Origin of the sequence: Mucilaginibacter oryzae, assembly GCF_003148845.1 — a bacterium.
Classification (GTDB): Bacteria; Bacteroidota; Bacteroidia; order Sphingobacteriales; family Sphingobacteriaceae; genus Mucilaginibacter; species Mucilaginibacter oryzae.
Genome location: NZ_QGHA01000005.1, coordinates 433014 through 451872 on the forward strand (window position 1 = coordinate 433014; position 18859 = coordinate 451872).

Annotated in this window: 22 protein-coding genes; 13 read left to right on the forward strand and 9 right to left on the reverse strand. The window is 43.9% G+C overall.

Features of this window, described 5'->3' with window-relative positions; all coding sequences use genetic code 11:
* Positions 1-86: 86 nt before the first annotated feature.
* On the forward strand, positions 87-1424 hold the full coding sequence (locus tag LX99_RS15910; protein WP_211319037.1) for a vanadium-dependent haloperoxidase: 1338 nt from the start codon (positions 87-89) through the stop codon (positions 1422-1424).
* 99 nt (positions 1425-1523) lie between these two features.
* Here the strand turns inward: LX99_RS15910 and LX99_RS15915 are convergent, their stop codons facing one another.
* Positions 1524-2618: a threonine aldolase family protein gene (locus LX99_RS15915; RefSeq protein WP_342769428.1), complete on the reverse strand. Its 1095-nt coding sequence runs from the start codon at positions 2616-2618 to the stop codon at positions 1524-1526.
* On the opposite strand from LX99_RS15915, the gene LX99_RS25730 reads away from it, so the two are divergent.
* Together LX99_RS25730 and LX99_RS15925 are read left to right on the forward strand one after the other, a co-directional pair.
* Positions 2617-3270 carry a hypothetical protein gene (locus tag LX99_RS25730; RefSeq protein ID WP_022829807.1) on the forward strand — a complete coding sequence of 218 codons (654 nt, stop codon included), beginning with the start codon at positions 2617-2619 and terminating at the stop codon, positions 3268-3270. The two genes, LX99_RS15915 and LX99_RS25730, sit on opposite strands and share 2 nt — an antisense overlap.
* 233 nt (positions 3271-3503) lie before the next feature.
* Positions 3504-4088 (forward strand): fasciclin domain-containing protein, encoded by a 585-nt coding sequence (locus tag LX99_RS15925; RefSeq protein ID WP_031265762.1) that lies wholly within the window; start codon positions 3504-3506, stop codon positions 4086-4088.
* Between the two features lie 156 nt (positions 4089-4244).
* Here LX99_RS15925 and LX99_RS15930 read toward each other — a convergent pair whose 3' ends face one another.
* On the reverse strand, positions 4245-4733 hold the full coding sequence (locus tag LX99_RS15930; protein ID WP_109608762.1) for a hypothetical protein: 489 nt from the start codon (positions 4731-4733) through the stop codon (positions 4245-4247).
* 88 nt (positions 4734-4821) lie between these two features.
* On the opposite strand from LX99_RS15930, the gene LX99_RS15935 reads away from it, so the two are divergent.
* A complete protein-coding gene (locus tag LX99_RS15935; protein WP_146203144.1) occupies positions 4822-5454 on the forward strand; it encodes a hypothetical protein in 633 nt (210 codons plus the stop codon).
* A gap of 23 nt (positions 5455-5477) precedes the next feature.
* On the opposite strand, the gene LX99_RS15940 is transcribed toward LX99_RS15935, so the two are convergent.
* From LX99_RS15940 to LX99_RS15950, 3 genes are read right to left on the reverse strand one after another with little or no spacing between them, the layout of a single operon-like run.
* Positions 5478-5930 carry a DoxX family protein gene (locus tag LX99_RS15940; protein WP_109608764.1) on the reverse strand — a complete coding sequence of 151 codons (453 nt, stop codon included), beginning with the start codon at positions 5928-5930 and terminating at the stop codon, positions 5478-5480.
* 17 nt (positions 5931-5947) lie between these two features.
* Positions 5948-6430, reverse strand: a complete 483-nt coding sequence (locus LX99_RS15945; RefSeq protein ID WP_109608765.1) for an NADH-quinone oxidoreductase subunit B — start codon at positions 6428-6430, stop codon at positions 5948-5950.
* Entirely contained in the window at positions 6423-7034 is a 612-nt protein-coding gene (locus LX99_RS15950; protein ID WP_022829800.1) for an NADH-quinone oxidoreductase subunit A, read from the reverse strand. Before LX99_RS15950 ends, LX99_RS15945 begins: the two co-directional genes overlap by 8 nt.
* Here LX99_RS15950 and LX99_RS15955 point away from each other — a divergent pair.
* Positions 7033-8247 carry a BaiN/RdsA family NAD(P)/FAD-dependent oxidoreductase gene (locus LX99_RS15955; RefSeq protein ID WP_109608766.1) on the forward strand — a complete coding sequence of 405 codons (1215 nt, stop codon included), beginning with the start codon at positions 7033-7035 and terminating at the stop codon, positions 8245-8247. The two genes, LX99_RS15950 and LX99_RS15955, sit on opposite strands and share 2 nt — an antisense overlap.
* Positions 8248-8398: 151 nt before the next feature.
* On the opposite strand, the gene LX99_RS15960 is transcribed toward LX99_RS15955, so the two are convergent.
* A complete protein-coding gene (locus tag LX99_RS15960; RefSeq protein ID WP_109608767.1) occupies positions 8399-9280 on the reverse strand; it encodes a glycosyltransferase family protein in 882 nt (293 codons plus the stop codon).
* 389 nt (positions 9281-9669) lie between these two features.
* On the opposite strand from LX99_RS15960, the gene LX99_RS15965 reads away from it, so the two are divergent.
* Genes LX99_RS15965 through purE form a run of 4 tightly spaced genes read left to right on the forward strand, consistent with a single transcriptional unit; the run spans position 9670 to position 12191 of the window.
* Positions 9670-10071 (forward strand): hypothetical protein, encoded by a 402-nt coding sequence (locus tag LX99_RS15965; protein WP_109608768.1) that lies wholly within the window; start codon positions 9670-9672, stop codon positions 10069-10071.
* A gap of 50 nt (positions 10072-10121) precedes the next feature.
* Positions 10122-11261 carry a 5-(carboxyamino)imidazole ribonucleotide synthase gene (locus LX99_RS15970; RefSeq protein ID WP_109608769.1) on the forward strand — a complete coding sequence of 380 codons (1140 nt, stop codon included), beginning with the start codon at positions 10122-10124 and terminating at the stop codon, positions 11259-11261.
* 37 nt (positions 11262-11298) lie between these two features.
* Positions 11299-11649, forward strand: coding sequence for a four helix bundle protein (locus LX99_RS15975; RefSeq protein WP_109608770.1), 351 nt, complete (start codon positions 11299-11301; stop codon positions 11647-11649).
* 50 nt (positions 11650-11699) lie between these two features.
* Positions 11700-12191, forward strand: a complete 492-nt coding sequence (gene purE, locus LX99_RS15980) for a 5-(carboxyamino)imidazole ribonucleotide mutase (RefSeq protein WP_109608833.1) — start codon at positions 11700-11702, stop codon at positions 12189-12191.
* 127 nt (positions 12192-12318) lie between these two features.
* Here purE and LX99_RS15985 read toward each other — a convergent pair whose 3' ends face one another.
* Complete coding sequence (locus LX99_RS15985) at positions 12319-12882, reverse strand: YqgE/AlgH family protein (protein WP_022829795.1); 564 nt, start codon at positions 12880-12882, stop codon at positions 12319-12321.
* 103 nt (positions 12883-12985) lie between these two features.
* Between LX99_RS15985 and pdxH the strand changes: the two genes are divergently transcribed.
* The 4 genes from pdxH to LX99_RS16005 all read left to right on the forward strand — a co-directional run bounded on the left by pdxH (position 12986) and on the right by LX99_RS16005 (position 16765).
* A complete protein-coding gene (pdxH, locus tag LX99_RS15990) occupies positions 12986-13639 on the forward strand; it encodes a pyridoxamine 5'-phosphate oxidase (RefSeq protein ID WP_407937408.1) in 654 nt (217 codons plus the stop codon).
* Positions 13636-14133: an NADH-quinone oxidoreductase subunit C gene (locus LX99_RS15995; RefSeq protein WP_022829793.1), complete on the forward strand. Its 498-nt coding sequence runs from the start codon at positions 13636-13638 to the stop codon at positions 14131-14133. The genes pdxH and LX99_RS15995 overlap by 4 nt, the downstream gene beginning before the upstream one ends.
* Positions 14134-14589: 456 nt before the next feature.
* Positions 14590-15438, forward strand: a complete 849-nt coding sequence (locus tag LX99_RS16000) for a cupin-like domain-containing protein (RefSeq protein WP_109608771.1) — start codon at positions 14590-14592, stop codon at positions 15436-15438.
* A 202-nt stretch (positions 15439-15640) separates the two neighbouring features.
* A complete protein-coding gene (locus tag LX99_RS16005; protein ID WP_245927945.1) occupies positions 15641-16765 on the forward strand; it encodes an NADH-quinone oxidoreductase subunit D in 1125 nt (374 codons plus the stop codon).
* A gap of 169 nt (positions 16766-16934) precedes the next feature.
* On the opposite strand, the gene LX99_RS16010 is transcribed toward LX99_RS16005, so the two are convergent.
* A complete protein-coding gene (locus LX99_RS16010; RefSeq protein ID WP_245927940.1) occupies positions 16935-18086 on the reverse strand; it encodes a S1C family serine protease in 1152 nt (383 codons plus the stop codon).
* Entirely contained in the window at positions 18044-18613 is a 570-nt protein-coding gene (locus LX99_RS16015; protein WP_109608773.1) for an RNA polymerase sigma factor, read from the reverse strand. Before LX99_RS16015 ends, LX99_RS16010 begins: the two co-directional genes overlap by 43 nt.
* Positions 18614-18859 lie beyond the last annotated feature (246 nt).

Below are 18859 nucleotides of genomic sequence, written 5' to 3' on the forward strand. Positions count from 1 at the left end.
CGAAGTCTTCAGTTCAAAGTCATACCGATCTGTCTGCCACTTAAAACTTAAAACTTCAGATTTAAGACTAAAGACTTAAAAATAACATGATTAAACGAATATCCATATTAATATTAGCGCTGACCGGTACATCCGCTTACGCGCAAAAAAACAAGAAACAGCCGCTTCCGTACCTGCAAATTGACAAGGCTATTAATGCTGTTTCGGGCGTAATGATCCATGACGTGGTAAACCCGCCTGCCGCGTCACGCTATTATGCCTATGTAACGTTAGGGGCTTATAACCTGGTTAGCCTTAATAATAAAAACATAGTACCTGTAGCCCGTTTTATCAAAAGCTACAACCAGGACAACCAGATCAGTATCCCCGCCCCAAAATACGACTACCGTATTGCCGCTATGTATTGCATACTGGAAACAGGCAAACAAATGCTGCCATCGGGCTATATGCTGCAGGACGATGAAGATAAATACCTCGAATTGCTTAAAGAAAATGGCATTAATGACGATATAATCAAACAATCGGTAGCGGCGGCAACCGAAATGGCGGCTAAGGTGATCAAATACTCAAAATCAGATAATTACAGCAAATTAAGCGGACTTTTGAGGTATTCGCCTATAAAAGGCGGTAAAAACTGGTTCCCTACCCCGCCCATGTATATGGAGGCTGTTGAACCCAACTGGAAAACGATAAGGCCGATGTTTATCGATTCGTCGGACCAGTTTGTGCCCGTGCGGCCAACTCCTTTTAGCACCGATACCGCCAGCGCCTTTTACAAAGAAGCAATAGCGGTTTATAAGATCTCGAAAAACATGTCGGTTGAGCAAAACATGATCGCTAATTTTTGGGATTGTAACCCCTTTGCGGTCACTACCTCGGGCCACATGATGATCGGGTTTAAAAAAATAAGTCCCGGGGGGCACTGGATGAATATTGTAGGTATAGCCGTAAAAAAAGCCGGTTTAAGTTTCGACAGGTCTATCGAGGTGGCTACGTTGGTGGCCATGACCGAGATGGATGCCTTTATCAGTTGCTGGGATGAAAAATACCGCAGCAACGGTATCCGCCCCGAAACTTTTATTAACAAGTATATTGACATTAAATGGGCTCCGCTGCTGCAAACCCCGCCTTTTCCTGAATATCCGAGCGGACACGCGGTATTATCCAATTCATCGGCGGGAGTGCTGAGTTATTTATTGGGCGATAAGTTCACTTTTACCGATGATTCTGAGATTCCATATGGTGTTGGGCCCAGGGAATTTAAGTCATTTAATCAAGCGGCCGAAGAAGCCTCCATATCGCGCTTTTATGGCGGCATCCACTTTACCGACGCTATTGTTAACGGCAATAAACAAGGCAGGGATGTAGCCGAAGTGGTGATTAAAAAATTAAAAGCTGCCGGGGTAACCCGTTTGAGTTATTGAAATTTGGAAGTCCCTATAACTTCTGCTATAAACCTGCGAAGAGAAAATAAATAATTGAAAACAAAAACGCCGCTGCTTATCTGCAACGGCGTTTTTTGTTTAAAGCGACTTTAAAATGTCGATGGTGTATTCCACCTGCTCCGGGTGTACGTCAAGGTGGGTTACAAAACGGATACGGTGTTTACCGGTATCGCTGGCTTTAATGCCCTTTTCGGCAAGCTTTGCCAATACAAGGGCAGCGGGCTCAACCGTATCAAAAAGTACGATATTGGTTTGCACCGGGATCACGCTGCTTACCCACGGCAAACGGCCAAGTTCCTCGCCCAATATAGCCGCGTGGGCATGATCAATTTTTAGGCGTTCTATATGATGATCGAGCGCGTAAATAGCAGCCGCGGCTAAAAACCCGCCCTGGCGTATTCCCCCGCCTAATACCTTACGGATGCGGCGGGCATATTTTATGGTTTCCTTGTCGGCCAGTAAAACGGAGCCAACCGGAGCGCCTAAACCTTTTGACAAACAAACGGAGATACCATTAAAATATTTACCATAGTCAATGGCAGCATCGCCGGTATGTGTAAGGGCATTGAAGATCCTTGCCCCGTCGAGGTGCAGCTTTAAGTTTTTATCTGTGCAGAGCTTTGCAATAGGCACGATATCGTTCAATGTATAGCAACTACCGCCACCCTTGTTAACCGTATTTTCCAGTACAACCAGGCTGGTATGCGGGTAATGGATATTTTCGGCGTTAATCTCCGGTTCTATCATTTCGGCGGTCAGGATTCCTCGGTAGCCTTCAAGCAAACGGGTCGAAACGCCCGAATTAAAAGCTATGCCGCCACCCTCGTAACGGTAAACATGGGCGGTTTGGTCGGCAATCAGCTCATCAAGCGGCTGAGTGAAGCATTTAATGGCAATCTGGTTGGTCATGGTGCCCGACGGGCAAAATATACCCGCTTCCATACCAAATATGGCCGCAGCTTTGGCTTCGAGGGCATTTATGGTTTCATCCTCGCCAAACACATCATCACCTACTTTGGCGCTCCACATGGCCTCGAGCATGCCCGGCGTTGGTTTGGTTACGGTATCGCTTCGTAAATCGACAGTGATCATATTAAAATTATATTTTTTTCGTTCTTTGTAGCAGTATTCAAAACTTGTTATGCGCTCAATTTTAATCATTTTATTTTTCATGCTGTGTTTTGTATCAGCATTTTCGCAAAAATGGCAACCGGGTAGCTTTACGGATATCAAAGGCAACCGTGAAACCGGCCTGATCCGCACCAACCCTCCGGGCAAAGGCCCTATAAAGGATGAAGGATTTATAGAATTTAAAGAAAACGAAAAAACCAATCCTTATAAACTAAGCGCCAGCGACCTCCAATCGTACGTGGCCGGGAAGGACAGCTTTGTGGTAGCCCATGCCCCGGCCAATGAAACCTGGGCCAAAGAGGAAACCGATTTTGTACAGGTAGTGCTTGACGAAGCTGTAAAACTTTATATGACCAAAGGCGGCAAAGGCGGCGGCGGAAGCGGTTTTGGTATTACGCCAGGTATTTCGGCAGGTTACGGAAGTGGCGGCTACGGCGGCGGACTTGGCGGCGGCATCGGCATTAACCTCGGTGGCGGCGGTGGTCGCGGCGGGAGTTCAAAAACCATTTACTACTATGGCGAAAACACGGCCGCCATGAAACGCCTTACCGACGAAAATTTTGAAGACATTATGAGCGATATAATGGGCGATGAACCCGAGGCCGTTGATAAAATTCACGAACATAAGTACACTTTAAGAAACATAGATAAACTGCTGGCTTATTTTGCCGAATTGCAAAAGGCCCGGAAATAATTACTTACATTTTCTTTATAAAAAGCCCGTTTAAAACAAATTTAAACGGGCTTTTTTCTTCCTCTCCCTCACCGGGTTACGCACAAATGTCAATTAATTAAAAACTATTAGACGTAATTACCAGTTATTAAACTATAGTAATTAACCAATTAAATAACTTTTAATTAATTATATTGACAAAAACGGCTACTCATTTACATTTTATTACTAACAAAAACAGAAAGAAGATGAACATGAAAAAGTCAGTTTTAATAGCCGTTACTTCGGTAGCCATCGGATTTTTTACTACACAGGCGATGGCCCAAACACAGGATACCACTAAAAAAGATACTGCTAAAACAACTGCCGCTCCTGCTGCAACATCAACAGCCGCCGCATCGGGCGATGTGGTTGGCGTAATGTCTACTTCAACCAATTACGCGCCGATGGCCCTTGCCATAAAATCGGCCCAGTTAGAGCCAACCTTGCAGGCTGCAGGTCCGTTCACCATATTTGCACCAAATGATGTAGCATTCAGCAAATTGCCGAAAGCGCAGTTTGATGATTTAATGAAAAACCCGGCCAAATTTGCCCCGATCCTGAAATACCATGTGGTTGCAGGTAAATACACCAAAGCGGATATCATTAAGGCATTGAGCGCCGGTAAAGGCAAAGCAGATTTAAAAACCATCGACGGGCAAACGCTGCACCTATCCGTAAATGATAAAAGCAACCTGCAGATTACCGATGCCAAAGGCAACGCGGTACTGGTTACCGCTTTCGACACAGAGGCGAGCAATGGCGTGGTACACGGAATTAATGGCATCATGATGCCTTAATAATCAATAAGTGTTTTTTTAAATTTTAAATCCAGGAAGGGCCCGGTTATAATATAACCGGGTCTTTTCTTTTTTGCTGATACGCGCATTGTCATAGGGATTTATTTCTTTGCCCGCCCTAAATGCAGGTATCAGTAGCATTTTTACAGCATCGCGTTAAGAGCTTAATTTTTTATTTTGTTTGTCGGCTATTAATACCAAGGGTAAACCTATGCAAATTATCAGCGTTGCCATGCCTGTTAATATGGTTGTAACCGGGATATGATAACCCGCTTTCATAGTAATTTTACTATGCGGCACAACACCCAGGTTCATCACGATCCAGGCAGCTATCCCATAAATAAAAGCCACAGCATATTTATTCTTCAACCCGTTTAAAAAGAAAGGATAAGCCAGGTAAAAAGCCGCGCTGAAAGCTAAAGCGATAATATAATGGAATAATACCCCGGCCACAATCATTTCAGTGCCGCCGCCAAAAGCCGCCGGACCGAATGCGCCGCTGGCTATAAACTTAAAAATAACCGCCGGGTTGAGCTTATAGTTTATCAGCATAGTCGCAAGTCCATCAAGCGTACCGGTAATAAAACCTGCAAACAGGATATTTTTGAGTTTACTTTTTTGATTTTGACCTATACTTGCCGCCATACCGGATATTTTGCCCAAACATAAAACTAAAGTTCAGAAACCGCTCAAAACAACATGCTTTTATTACACTTTGAATTATCTTAGCGGTATGAAACCGCCTGTCACCATCGAGATACCAAAACTTTTAAGTAAAGAACCTTATAAAAAAGTGACAGTTACTGAAGATGGCATCACTATAGATACACCACCAAACGGCAACCCTGTTGTTATCCCGGCCGATGAGCTTTTAGCTTTCAGGTTCAGCTTTAAGGGTATAAGAGGAAGGGCTTTTATTATTGGCAGGCATTTTACCATCGAACTTAAAACCATCCATAAAAAAAGCGTTATTCTTAAATTTAGCAGTTATTACGGTCTACGTAAAAAAGTTTATAGTAAAAACTGGGCTGATACGGTTAACGGTATTTGGGAGTACTTTTTTTCAAAGCGGCACACGGAACTTTACAAAAGGTTTAAAGCCGGCGAAAGTTTTGAACTTTGCGGAATGGACTTCGGTAAAGACAGTATTGGCTGGGAAAATAAAATTTGGCTCAATATCCAGGATGTAGGTATAAGCTATTATCGCCACTATTTTATGGTTTACAATAAGCAGGATAAAAACCAGCAAAAAGGCTACGCTTATGCACAGGATTGGAACGCGTTGGTATTAAAGTATTTGCTTAAAACAATTACAGAGGCCTATCAAACAGAGTCATCGGGCACTATTTCAACTGTTCGCTCATAAAGTAAAAAAGCCTGCTCCTTTAATCAAACGCCAACAGAAAAATATAACACCCAGGCAATAAACAGCACCTGCAAGGGAATGCGAAACAACAGGTAGCCGGTACCGCTGCCATTATAGGTACCCTTTTCAATATCCACATGTTTTATAGCCGCGTTTATATTGGCGGGCAGCATAAGCACAAACATTACCAGTAAAGTTATACCGGCAATATGCCTGGCAGCGTTAATTACCAGCATTGGCCCGAGTATAATCTCCATGATTCCGGTTAAGTAAACCAACCCGACCTTAAACGGGATAAACGAAGGCATCATCATGATCATACCCCTGGTAAACATAAAATGACCAAGCGATGCAAACCAAAGCATCAACATCATGGCCACATTGCCACTAAGCATCAGGTTCCAATCGCCCGTAAAAAACCGGGATAGTACAGCGGTAAGGATAAAACTGATAATAAGAACGAGCAAGACTTTCATGGAGAATAAATTAGTGATTAAGCTTTGATCAACTGTTCTGTTTCAATTTTCTTTTGCAACTCCAAAATAGCCCCAATCAACGCTTCCGGCCTTGGTGGGCAGCCTTGAACGTATACATCTACAGGTATTACCCGGTCAACTCCTTTTACCACGTGGTAACCGTGCTGCCAGTAAGGGCCGCCGCAATTGGAGCATGAGCCCATCGAGATAACATATTTAGGATCGGGCATTTGCTCGTATAGGCGTTTAATACGCTCGGCCATTTTGAAGGTAACGGTACCGGCAATGATAATAACATCGGCCTGGCGGGCTGAAGGCCGCGGAAATACACCAAAACGGTCGAGATCATAAGTAGAAGCCATCGAACCCATCATCTCAATAGCACAGCAGGCTATGCCAAAGCTTAAGGGCCACAAGGATGATAAACGCGCCCAGTTAAGCAAATCGTTCATTTTGGTTATCACTATGCCACCGTTTTCGCTGGTTATATCGTTATTCATTGCTTGGCTTTTTAAAGGCGGGTTTAAACATGGGTTTGCGCGGCTCGGTTGTGGGGGGAGCTGCAGGAGTGGCAGTGGCAGTAGCAGCTACAGTCACCTGTTCGGCGTTGAAGGCTTTAATGGTGTAGTTGCCTTGCTCCTGATTTAGTTGCTCATACATTGAGGCGGGAATGTTCACGCCGGTTTGCGGCACTACCGGGGTTGGTTTGATCCAGTCCAGGTCGCCCTTTTTCCAAACATAAACCAGGCCCAGTATCAGGATGCCTAAAAACACAAACATCTCGGTAAGCGAAAGCCATCCCCAGCGGGCATCCTGCGCGGCAATTTCATGGCTGCCAAATACCGTTGCCCACGGAAAAATGAAAACCATCTCTACATCAAACAGCAAAAAAATCAGCGCTATAACATAAAAGCGCGGATTAAAAGGCAACCAGGCATTGCCTGTAGGCTCTTCACCGCATTCGTACGAACTGAGTTTTTCGGGGTTGGGGTTGCGGGGGGCCAGAAGCCTGTTGATAAAAAATATCACGCACACCATGATTATCCCGGTGATAATAAAGATGAGTATCTTTCCAAATTCTGATATTTGCGAAACATCCGTCATGAGTACAAATTTAGTAAAACAAACAGATTTCGACGCTATAATAATTGGCGGGGGGGCATGCGGCCTCATGTGCGCCGTGCAGGCCGGCTTTTTAGGCAAACGCGTACTGATTCTGGAAAAAAACGACCGCGTGGGCGCGAAAATCCTCATCAGCGGCGGCGGGCGTTGCAACTACACCAACTTGTACGCTACAGATCAGCAGTTTATATCGCAAAACCCGCACTTTTGTAAATCGGCCTTTTCGCAATGGACGGTTGATGACACCATCAGTTTTTTCGAAACCTATGGCATCAGCGGAAAGGAAAAAACTTTAGGCCAGCTTTTCCCCGTAAGCGATAAAGCGAAGGACGTGGTAGAAGTTTTTACAAATCTTTGCGATGATCTGGGCCAGGAAATCTGGTTAAATGCGGAGGTAAAAGCGGTTGAAAAAACTGAAGGCATTTTTACCGTGCGTGCCGAAGTAAACGGCAAGCAGGAATATATCAGTGCGCCGAGCGTGGTAATGGCTGCAGGCGGCCTGCCTATCCCCAAAATGGGAGCTACAGATTTTGGGTTACGCACCGCGCGCAATTTCGGGATGCAAATTATAGATACTGCTCCCGCGCTGGTACCGCTTACTATTACGGGCAAAGACCAGCCATGGTACGAGCAATTATCCGGGAATAGTGTTTTTTGCCGGGTTTGGAACGACAGGGCCAGCTTTGAAGAAAATATCCTTTTTACCCACTGGGGCCTGAGCGGACCGGCAATTTTGCAGATCTCATCCTATTGGAAACCCGGCGAAGTTATTTACATTGATCTGCTCCCAAACCAAAACATTGCCGAACTGATTAAGCAGGAACGGGAAGCCAATGGCAAAAGGATGCTTTTGGCTTTTATAGCCGGTTTGTACACCCGCAAATTTGCCGAAGCCTTAAGCGATAGGTTACCGGCAGAAAAAAACCTGGCATCGTTAACCAAAACCGATATTGAAGAAATCAGCGCACTGATCCATGAGTTTAAAGTGAAACCGGCCGGCGATAAAGGATATGATAAGGCCGAAGTGATGCGCGGCGGGGTAGCTACAGACGAACTATCATCAAAAACACTGGAAGCTAAAAAAGTGCCCGGTTTATTTTTCGGCGGCGAATGTGTGGACGTTACCGGCTGGCTTGGGGGGTACAACTTTCAGTGGGCCTGGGCAAGCGGCTTTGTGATTGCGCAGAATCTATAACCGTTGGTTTGTGTGATTACGTTGATTTGATTTGCTTCACGCCCCCGTTATCTCCACGACGTCATTGCGAGGTACGAAGCAATCGCAAGCAGGCAAGTCCGCCCTGTATAGTCCGCGATTACTTCGTACCTCGCAATGACGTGTTGGGAGGCTACCGCTCAACTATCTTATAATTTTTATACTCGCTAACCCGCCAACCTGTTAAATCCTCAATCTTTTGCAGGAGCTTCCGGCGAAAGCTCATCCCATTTTTTAATTTCTTCGGATCAAAATCAACATTCCAGTTGGTGGCGGCGATGCGTTTTTGGATGGGCTGCGGGTGTGTGCCGGTAAAGCGGATGAGCCTGTCGGCATTGCCGTAATCAAATTCGTAAGTTTCGGGCATGTGCTGCTCTACCCAGTCCTGGCCGTGATAAAACTGGTTAAAATTGCGCACTTTGTTGCTTAAGCCCTTAGGGGGTTTTGCCCAACCGTAGTGGTAAATATAGGCATCTATAAGCTTTACCCTGATCTTGCGGTCGTTCAGCCTGAAGCCCTGTGCATCGCGGTAAGAATGGACGCCTTTTATGTTTTTGAGCAGGCGGATTTCGCGACGGTACCAACGCCTCGAATGGCCATAATAATCGTACGAACCATAAAAGTGCAGGTATTTAAACAGCAAGCCTTCAATATTGGGCTTGTTCAAAGCCTCCTGCAGCTCATTTTTTATCAGCGGATGGTACTTTTCGTGCACCATTTCATCGCCCTGGATATAAAAGCACCAGTCGGCATCCGGCGAGATCGCCGCAAAAGCCTTATCGGTTTCTACCGCAAATACCTTCCCTCCTTCTCTCAACGACTCGTCCCAAACAGAATCGATAATTTTTATAACAGGCGAATTGATGCCTTCAATCAACCCGCGGGTACCATCATCTGAATTGCCCACCACAACGATAAATTCATCGCAGAGGGGTAATATAGAAGTGATGGCTTCAACAATAGGGTAATCGTTACGTACAGCGTTCCTGATAAAGGTAAAACCGGATACTTTCATAAATGGTGTAAAGATAGCAAGAGATTACAAACTTAAAACGTAAAGATTGACGTCCGTCTCAAATGCTACACCTACTTCAGTATTTCATAGTCATTGCTACTTCTTAGAAATCGTATCAAGAATTTTTTAGAAATTGATCTTTTTTAAAAGAATTACACGAACGGTCAATTTCGATTACTATAGCATTCGTGTAATTCGATAATTCGTAACAAATCGTGTAAAAATTTTCAATCTATATATACGATAATCTTTGTGACGCATTAAAAGCGATCTTGCCGTTGGCGTGCCAACAATTTGTGACATTGCGATTAGCGCATTTTGGCTGCCTATACGTTAATTTGCATATTTAAAAGCCGGGGACCGGCGGTACTTATTAAATCAAAATCATTATGAAGCCAATTGCAAGGCAGCTTTTTAAAACGTTTCTTTTTTCAGCAATCATATCCATCCTGGTAAGTTGTGCCTATTACGCCATGCAAAACAAAGGCCTGGGTGAGGATCTGAAAAGCATTTTACCATCACTAAGCGAAAGCGTAGCTTTTTTAAATATTATCATTTTTGTAATGAGCCTGCCTACTCTTTTTTTAGCTAATCCGGCGTATTACAACAACTTATCTATCCGCCTGGTGCTTTATTACGCCGGATCGGTGGTGTTCCTGATCACAACTTTCAGGCTTGACCAATTAAGTACTCAAAATAAGGCGCTTTACTTTATCACCGGTGTAACTTTTATCATTGTTCATAGTGTATTTTATTACCTGATGACCCGAAAACGGGGTTTTAAACGTTGATTTTATAGGCTTTTTAAAAGATTTAGGCTAAACTTGCATCTTCAAAAAATATGAAAGCATTTTACGGAGACTTAAAACTGGGCATTTTAGGCGGCGGTCAGTTAGGCCGCATGCTGATACAGCAAGCCATCAATTATAACGTTACTGTTAAAATACTTGATCCCGACCGCGAAGCGCCATGCCGTAAGCTATGCGATGAGTTTACCATTGGATCATTGGGCGATTATGAAACCGTTTACAACTTCGGTAAAACCGTTGACCTGTTGACGATTGAAATAGAGAAAGTTAACGTTGACGCGCTTGAGCAACTGGAAAAAGAAGGTGTATTGGTGTACCCGCAATCGCGCGTGATCCGCCTGATTCAGGATAAGGGCCTGCAAAAGCAGTTTTTTAAGGAGAACGATATCCCAACTGCCGATTTCCAGATCATTACCTCGCCGCAACAACTGCAACAAAGCTTAATCCCTTTTCCATATATCCAGAAACTGCGTAAAGATGGTTATGATGGCAAAGGGGTTTATAAAGTAATTGATGACAGCTACCTGGCCGGAGCATTTAAAGAACCGAGCCTGATTGAGCAATGGATTGATTTTGAAAAGGAAATTGCCGTAATAGTAGCGCGTAACGAAAACGGAGAGATCAGCACTTTCCCGATGGTTGAAATGGAGTTTAACCCCAAGGCAAACCTGGTTGAGTTTTTGATAGCGCCATCAACCCTGCCGTTCGAAGTTCAGCAAAAAGCCGAGCAGATAGCGAAAAAAATTGCGGACAGCCTTAGAATTGTAGGCTTACTGGCGGTTGAAATGTTTTTGGATAAACAAGGCCGCATATTGGTTAATGAATTGGCCCCACGCCCGCACAACAGTGGTCACCAGACTATTGAAGGTAACGTGGTATCGCAGTTTGAGCAGCATTTAAGGGCAATATTTAACCAGCCTTTGGGTGATACCGCTTGTTTAAATAATGCCATCATGGTAAACGTTTTAGGCGAAGCCGGTTACGAGGGTCCCGCTGTTTACCAGGGGATTGAAAAAGTTTTGAAAGTGCCGGGAGTATATGTTCATCTTTATGGTAAAGCTTTAACAAAGCCTTTCCGCAAGATGGGCCACGTTACTATCGTTGATGCTGATAGAGAGAAAGCTATTGAGAAAGCTAAATTTGTACAGAAAACTTTAAAAGTAATAAGTTAATTAGTTCATGGTTCATAGATCATAGTTCATAGAAAAAATGGCATTTAGATTTGAAGAACTTCAGGTGTGGCATAAAGCTATGGATCTTGATGAGCAAATAAACCAATTAACAAAAACCTTTCCAAAAGAAGAAATTTATATCTTAACATCGCAAGTAAAACGCGCTGCAGATTCCGTTGTATTGAATATAGCCGAGGGTTCTACGGGCCAAAGCAAAGCTGTTTTCAAAGTATTTTTAGGATACTCCTTAAGATCTGCTATTGAAGTTGTAAGCTGTCTTTTTATTGCAAAAAGACGTATTTATATCGCTGAAGAAAAATTTAAAGATTTATACGCCGATTATGAAGTATTGGTAAAAATGATCACAGCGCTCAAAAACTCGATTTAGGCTGTCTTCCCATGAACAATGAACCATGATCTATGAACTATAAACCAACTATGAGTACAAAAGTCGCCATTATAATGGGCAGCAAGTCCGATTTAAATGTAATGCAGGATGCTGCCGACGTTTTAACCGAATTAGGCGTTGCATACGAAATAACCGTAGTGTCGGCCCATCGCACGCCCGACAGGATGTTCAGTTATGCCCGCGCAGCTGCCGATCGTGGTATTAAAGTGATCATTGCCGGTGCCGGCGGTGCAGCTCACTTACCTGGCATGGTAGCCTCTTTAACACATTTGCCGGTGATTGGCGTGCCTGTAAAATCAAGTAACTCCATCGATGGCTGGGATTCTATTCTATCTATCCTGCAAATGCCTAACGGCATCCCGGTTGCCACGGTAGCGTTGAACGCGGCTAAAAACGCGGGTATCCTGGCGGCTCAAATCCTGTCAACCGCCGACGAATACCTTGTAAAAAACCTCATCGATTTTAAAGAAAACCTCAAAAAGAAAGTTGAAGAGTCGGCAAGGGAAATGGAGGGGGAATAGAGATTAGAGGTTGGCGGTCAGAGATTAGTTGTCTGATGGAAAAAACTCGTAAACAAATAAGGTCGCGGATAAATCGCGACCTTATTTGTTTAATGATATGCTGCCTAATCTCCAACCTCTAATCTCTCTAATTAAGAGCCGGGTTTTCCGGAAAATTGGCGATGTGAGCGTAGCGCTGGCCGAGATTAACCACTACGTGTTTCCACAATTCCTGCTCATCAAGGTTAAACAGGCTTGCCACATCAAATTTATCGGCCACTATCCAGCTGTCTTCTTTAATTTCCTCGTCAAGCTGCTGCGGTGTCCAGCCGGAGTAACCGGCAAAAAACTTGATCTCGCCGGGGCCTAACTGATAGTTGGATACCAGTTGCTTCACCTGTTCAAAATCACCACCCCAATACAGGCCCTTGGCTATTTCAATACCATCATCAATTTTATGGGGAGCGCAGTGGATAAAGTGCAGGGTATTTTTCGCAACAGGGCCTCCCTGGTAAACCGCAATTTCTGAGTAAGAAACGTCGGGCAGCACATCGCCTAATAAATAGTCGCTCTGGTGGTTCAGGATAAAGCCCATGGCACCGTCTTCAGTGTATTCTGTTAAAATAATTACCGATCGTTTAAAGTTGGGATCCATCATAAATGGTTCCGAAATAAGCAAATGGCCTGCCGCGGCCGATATTGGACTCAGCATAAAGTTTAGCTTTTAAATTACACAACAAGCATAGTAAAAATATGTTCAATTGCATATAATGATTTACATCATTATATACGGTTTAATTAATTTGTAAGTTTGCATTATAATGAATCAGCAGGAACTACAAAATTTAAGGCAGGATTACAGCGCGTCTACGCTATCGGAAAATACAACAAAAGCCGATCCCATAAAACAGTTTGAACAATGGTTTAACGAAGCATTGGAGGCAAAATTACATGAACCCAATGCTATGACACTTGCAACGGCCACAATTACCGGCAAACCATCGGCCCGTATTGTGCTTTTAAAAGGGTTTAATAAAGATGGCTTTATGTTTTTTACCAATTACCTTAGCCGTAAGGGTAAAGAAATTGCTAAAAACCCGCATGGTGCTTTAACCTTTTTTTGGCCCGGCCTGGAGCGCCAGGTGCGGATTGAAGGTACTATCGAAAAAGTAAGCAAAGAAGAATCGGAACAATATTTCCACTCGCGCCCAAAAGGCAGCCAAGTTGGCGCCCTTGCGTCTCCGCAAAGCCAGGAAATTGACAACAGGGAAAGCCTTGAGCAAAAATGGAACGAACTGGAAGCCGAATATGCCGATAAAGAAGTACCCAAACCATCTTATTGGGGAGGTTATATATTAAAACCCCAGCTTATTGAGTTTTGGCAAGGCCGCCCGAGCCGCATGCATGACCGCATACTGTATAAAAAAACCGATAAAAAATCCTGGAAAAAAGTACGCCTTGCACCATGAGTTTTGAAGACGTTAAAAAGCTGCTGACAGAAAAATTTGGCGATGGTGTGATTGTTGGCGAGCAAACCAATGGTTTACAACCGGCCTTACTCATCAACCCCGATGATATAGCTTCGGTATGCCTCGAATTGCGCGACAACCCTAAAACATATTTCGATTTCCTGTCGAGTATTACAGGAGTTCATTATAATGATGACACCAACCGTTATGGAGTGGTTTATCACCTGGCCTCCATTCCCTACAAAACACAGCTTACCTTAAAAATAAGCAAGCCGCACGATAAGGAAAGTGCTGCCCTGCCCGAGTTTTTAAGCATCAACCATGTTTACCGCACTGCCGACTGGCATGAGCGTGAAGCATACGACCTGTTAGGAATTTATTTTGAAGGTCACCCCGACCTGCGCCGGATCTTGTTGCCTGATGACTGGGAGGGATTTCCATTAAGAAAAGATTATAAAAACGCCGAATATTACAAAGGCATCAGGATAGACTGAATTTAAGATTTTTTAATTCGAGGCGCGTTTTCGCGCCTTTTTCATTTCATTTTTTTTTCAGTCTCCTCAGGGTCTCTCATAGAGGACCCTGAGGCTTTCCAATTTACCGGGCGGTTTCAAGGCGTTCCTGTCTCCTCTGGGTCTCTCATAGAGGACCCTGAGGAGACAATTCGCCGGGCGGTTTCAGAGCGTTGGTTGCATACGGATCCATCAAGTGCCTCTGCGAGAGACCCTGATGGAACAAAAATTTTATGCCATATTCCAGTCTCCTCAGGGGCTCTCATAGAGTACCCTGAGGCTTTCCAATTCGCCGGGCGGTTTCAGAGCGTTGGTTGCATACGGATCCATCAAGTGCCTCTGCGAGAGACCCTGCTGGAACAAAAATTTTATGCCATAGAATCAGGTTAGTTTAATAAAATCTTTTTAGTAAGATTGTATCACCCTAACTTATAAACTATGGATATCATCAGGAGAGATAACATCACCTACGAAGAATTTATTGAAGAGCATTATAAACCCGGCATTCCGCTGGTATTTACCAAGGCTGCTAAAGTTTGGAAGGCAAACGGGCTCTTCTCTCCTGACTGGTTCCGTGAAAATTATCCCGATCGTAAAACGGATGTGCGCGGTACAACCTACACCATGAAACAGGTAATGGATATGGTGGAGGCCAGCACAGAAGATAAGCCCGCGCCCTACCCCATGATCTTCGATATTCCATCCACCCTACCGGAGTTGATGCCCCTTCTGGATCCCCTGGACCTGAACTACGCGTCGCCAAACTGGCTGCGTAACAAAATGTTCAATATCGGCAAATGGGGCGGGGCTATTGAGTTGTTTGTTGGCGGCCCGGGCGGCAGGTTCCCGTATATGCATATTGATTATTACCACCTGAATGCCTGGATCACCCAGCTTTATGGCGAAAAGCGTTTTACGGTATTTCCACGCGGACAGGAAGACATGTTATATCCCCGCCCTGATGACCCGTGGCGCTCTGAACTTAATATATTTGAACCCGATTACGAAAAATACCCTAAATATAAAGATGCCACGCCTATCCATTTTGTGGTTGGCCCCGGCGAAACGTTGTTTATCCCTTTTGGCACCTGGCATTCGGCCTATTCTTTAACGCCAACAATCTCGGTTGCTTTTGATAGCCTGAACAATAAAAACCATAAGGAATTTATGAAGGATGTATGGACCTTTAAAAGCCGCGACAGCAAAGCCAAAGCCATTGCTATGTATAGTTACGCCTGGGTAGCTACACAGATCAGCAAAATAACAGATCGTTCGACCGTTAAATAATTACCCGCTCCTGATCAATTTAAAGCTTAAAAAGCCGGATAATTGAAAAAAAAAACTGATTTTTGATATCCGGCACATCGTACAAAGTGCTATATGCCGGGTATTCATTTAACCGGAGATTAAATTGGTTATCACAAATTCCAAATACGAAGAAGCCCTCATCAGGTACAATAAAAAAATAGCCGAGGCCAGTGTTGAGGATATGGTACTTAACATGGGGCCTCAGCACCCCTCAACCCATGGTGTATTGCGCCTTGAGCTGATTACCGATGGCGAAATAGTAAAAGAAGTTATCCCTCACATTGGTTACCTGCACCGTTGTTTTGAAAAACACGCCGAATCATTAACCTACCAGCAAACAATTCCGTTTACCGACAGGCTCGACTACCTGGCCTCAATGAACAACAGCCATGCCTTTGTGATGGGGGTTGAGCGGATGATGGGAATTGATAAAGAGATCCCCAAACGGGTTGAATACATCCGCGTATTGGTTTGTGAACTCAACCGCATCGCGTCGCACCTGATAGCTATCGGTACTTATGGCATTGATATTGGCGCCTTTACCCCATTCCTTTGGTGTTTTCGCGACAGGGAGCATATTATGGGCATGCTGGAGTGGGCATCAGGTTCGCGCATGCTGTATAACTATATTTGGGTTGGCGGCTTGTTTTACGATTTGCCGGTTGGTTTTGAAGAGCGTTGCCGCGAATTTGTAGACTACTTTAAGCCTAAAATGGTTGAGCTTAACCAACTGCTTACAGACAATCAGGTATTTATATCACGTACAGCCAATGTTGGCGTATTGCCGCTGGATGTAGCCATCAACTATGGCTGCTCAGGCCCGATGTTGAGGGCTTCGGGTTTGAAATGGGATTTGCGCCGGATCGATAATTACTCGGCCTATCCCGAAATTGATTTTGAAATTCCCGTTGGTAAAGGTTTAATGGGTAAAGTTGGCGATTGCTGGGACCGATATAAGGTGCGTATTGATGAAATTGAGCAGTCGTTACGCATAGTTGAGCAATGCCTGGACCGCCTGCAAAAAGAACTGAAACGTACACCCGATTTTGACCCGCGCGCCAAAATGCCCCGCAAAACCATCCCGAAAGCACAGGACTATTACGTTCGTTGCGAAGGCGCCAAAGGCGAACTGGGCTTCTATTTTATAACCGACGGAAAATCAGAAATTCCAACCCGGGTAAAATCCCGCGGACCAAGTTTCAATAACCTTTCAGTGCTTCCGGAGTTGGCCAAAGGTATTTTAATTGCCGATTTAATAGCGATTGTGGGCTCAATTGATTTTGTTTTGGGGGAGGTGGACAGGTAGTGAATCAGAATTTATTAATTTTTAAAGTATAGAGACTTAGACTGATTGGCTTAACCCATCCTGAAAATTCTCAAATCCTGTAAATTCTGATTCAGACAAAAAAAGGGAAACACCTCTCAGCGTCTCCCCTCTCACTTAATTATTAATTTTTATTGGTATGGGCTAATTATTACTGGTTATAAACTTTAACCATAAACACGTAGTTTTTAAGCTTTTTAAGCTGTTGTTTGCGATTTAAACCGGCAAGCGTGTTTTTATTGTTCAGGTTCAATGTTCTCGATAATGAATCTGTAGGAATATTCTGAATAGTTTTTAAAAGGTATATCGACTTTTTAGCGAAAGCCGCACCTGCCATTTGTGTTTGACGGGCGGTTAGTATACCTATAACATTCCCTTTTTCATCAAGCAACGGGCCTCCGCTGTTACCCGGGTTTACCGGGATGGATACCATGTATTCGGTGGTATCGCCAGCGTAATTGGCTGCCGATGTTAAAGCACCGTAACCATAAACCACATTATCGCCAGGATAACCTGAGGTGTAAACATTTTCACCCAAATCGCTCTCGGCCTTTTTTACATTATATGGTACAGGACCAAGGTTTTTAAACGTCGAATCATTGATCTGTAATATGGCCAAATCATACTGGGGCTCGGTGTAAATCACCTTCGCATGAAAAGATTCTCCGGCAGCATTTTGTACATACACCGAATCAGCGTTTTTTATCACATGGTAATCGGTAACAAGATAGCCGTTTGATGTTAAGGCAAAACCTGTACCCCTGAAATTGGCAGGAGCAGACGCGAGTGCTTTAGGTTTCACGGGGGTGCGGGCGCCTGCACCAATAATTTTAACCTTATGGTCAATAGTATTGATTTTCTGGCTCAACTCCTCGTATCTCGATTTATCGCTACTTAGTTTACCGGTAACAATTAAAATACTTAAAACCGCAAATATCAGCACCGAGGCAGCTACCGAAATTTTTGAATGATGGTTACGCCACATACGTACAATCCACACCGGGTGGATGGTCAATTCTTCTTTCAGGGCATGCACATCAATCTCATCATGAATAGCGTTGAGGCGTTTTTCAAGTTCCAGGCGTTCGCCGTATTGCTTCATTAAAGCTATAAACTGCACATGTTCGGCAAACTTGCTTTCAATAGCAGCATCATTTTTCCTGAGCAATTCAAACTCGGTACGTTCTGCGGCGGTCATGCTGCCGTCAAGGTAACGCTCAATAAACTGGGTAATCTGGTTATCACTCATCTCTCGGTCCTTTACTTTTGCTGAAAAAACAATTTCTTCAGCCTTTGCAGGCATTTATATTTCTGGGTTTTGGCATTATCAGCATTGGTATAGCCAAACCGTTCACAAATCTCCTGCATCGATCTGTTTTTGATATAAAAATCTTCCATAATGGTTTTACAGGGTTCGCCTAATAACCGGAGCGCGCTCTCCATCTTACCAAACTGTATATCCCTGTCACTATGGTCGTCTACTTCTTCTTCAACGGGCAAATGCTCTTCAAAATCCCTGATATCGCCTCCGTACCTGTTCATCTGGCTTAAGCGCTTGAGCCAAAGCCTGCGGCAAACAGAGTATATATAGGTTTTAAGCTTACTGTTAAGCTCAAAATCGCCCGATTTAATTTTATTGTAAAGAACTATGATCGCTTCCTGGTAAATATCCTTGGCATCGTCTTCGTCGCCGTTATTATTGATGATCAACTGTAAGATCATCGGGAAGTACGCTGTATACAATCTTCTCAATACCACTTCCGAGTTATTCAGTATCCCAAGTACGATCTCGCTGTCTGTTGGTGCCGAAGCTTTTAAGTCTTTATTCACTCTTAATACTATTTAGGCGAAATTGTAACCCATCAATCTCAAAAAAATTAAAATAAATGTCATCTGATAACACACAGATGACATTTTCGGTTTAGGTTTAAAGCCACATCCCGTTGCGACAAATTTACACTTAATACCGCCCGTTTTAATAAGGTAACCCTTAGTTAGCCCGAATTAATTTATATTTTTTTTGCAGGTTACCTCTTTCATAAAGCCGGTATTAAGCTATAAAAACTCCCAAAAATT

Bases quoted from the DNA above. Each gene is read 5' to 3' on its own strand.
- LX99_RS15940 (WP_109608764.1), bottom strand. From the start codon at position 5,930: ATGAAAGTCTTGCTCGTTCTTATTATCAGTTTTATCCTTACCGCTGTA.
- LX99_RS15965 (WP_109608768.1), top strand. From the start codon at position 9,670: ATGAAGCCAATTGCAAGGCAGCTTTTTAAAACGTTTCTTTTTTCAGCA.
- purE (WP_109608833.1), top strand. From the start codon at position 11,700: ATGAGTACAAAAGTCGCCATTATAATGGGCAGCAAGTCCGATTTAAAT.
- LX99_RS15970 (WP_109608769.1), top strand. From the start codon at position 10,122: ATGAAAGCATTTTACGGAGACTTAAAACTGGGCATTTTAGGCGGCGGT.
- LX99_RS15915 (WP_342769428.1), bottom strand. From the start codon at position 2,618: ATGAAAAATAAAATGATTAAAATTGAGCGCATAACAAGTTTTGAATAC.
- LX99_RS25730 (WP_022829807.1), top strand. From the start codon at position 2,617: ATGCTGTGTTTTGTATCAGCATTTTCGCAAAAATGGCAACCGGGTAGC.
- LX99_RS15910 (WP_211319037.1), top strand. From the start codon at position 87: ATGATTAAACGAATATCCATATTAATATTAGCGCTGACCGGTACATCC.
- LX99_RS15930 (WP_109608762.1), bottom strand. From the start codon at position 4,733: ATGGCGGCAAGTATAGGTCAAAATCAAAAAAGTAAACTCAAAAATATC.
- LX99_RS16005 (WP_245927945.1), top strand. From the start codon at position 15,641: ATGGTACTTAACATGGGGCCTCAGCACCCCTCAACCCATGGTGTATTG.
- LX99_RS16010 (WP_245927940.1), bottom strand. From the start codon at position 18,086: ATGCCTGCAAAGGCTGAAGAAATTGTTTTTTCAGCAAAAGTAAAGGAC.
- LX99_RS15995 (WP_022829793.1), top strand. From the start codon at position 13,636: ATGAGTTTTGAAGACGTTAAAAAGCTGCTGACAGAAAAATTTGGCGAT.
- LX99_RS15925 (WP_031265762.1), top strand. From the start codon at position 3,504: ATGAAAAAGTCAGTTTTAATAGCCGTTACTTCGGTAGCCATCGGATTT.
- LX99_RS15985 (WP_022829795.1), bottom strand. From the start codon at position 12,882: ATGCTGAGTCCAATATCGGCCGCGGCAGGCCATTTGCTTATTTCGGAA.
- LX99_RS15935 (WP_146203144.1), top strand. From the start codon at position 4,822: ATGAAACCGCCTGTCACCATCGAGATACCAAAACTTTTAAGTAAAGAA.
- LX99_RS15960 (WP_109608767.1), bottom strand. From the start codon at position 9,280: ATGAAAGTATCCGGTTTTACCTTTATCAGGAACGCTGTACGTAACGAT.
- LX99_RS15950 (WP_022829800.1), bottom strand. From the start codon at position 7,034: ATGACGGATGTTTCGCAAATATCAGAATTTGGAAAGATACTCATCTTT.
- LX99_RS15955 (WP_109608766.1), top strand. From the start codon at position 7,033: ATGAGTACAAATTTAGTAAAACAAACAGATTTCGACGCTATAATAATT.
- LX99_RS15975 (WP_109608770.1), top strand. From the start codon at position 11,299: ATGGCATTTAGATTTGAAGAACTTCAGGTGTGGCATAAAGCTATGGAT.
- LX99_RS15945 (WP_109608765.1), bottom strand. From the start codon at position 6,430: ATGAATAACGATATAACCAGCGAAAACGGTGGCATAGTGATAACCAAA.
- LX99_RS16000 (WP_109608771.1), top strand. From the start codon at position 14,590: ATGGATATCATCAGGAGAGATAACATCACCTACGAAGAATTTATTGAA.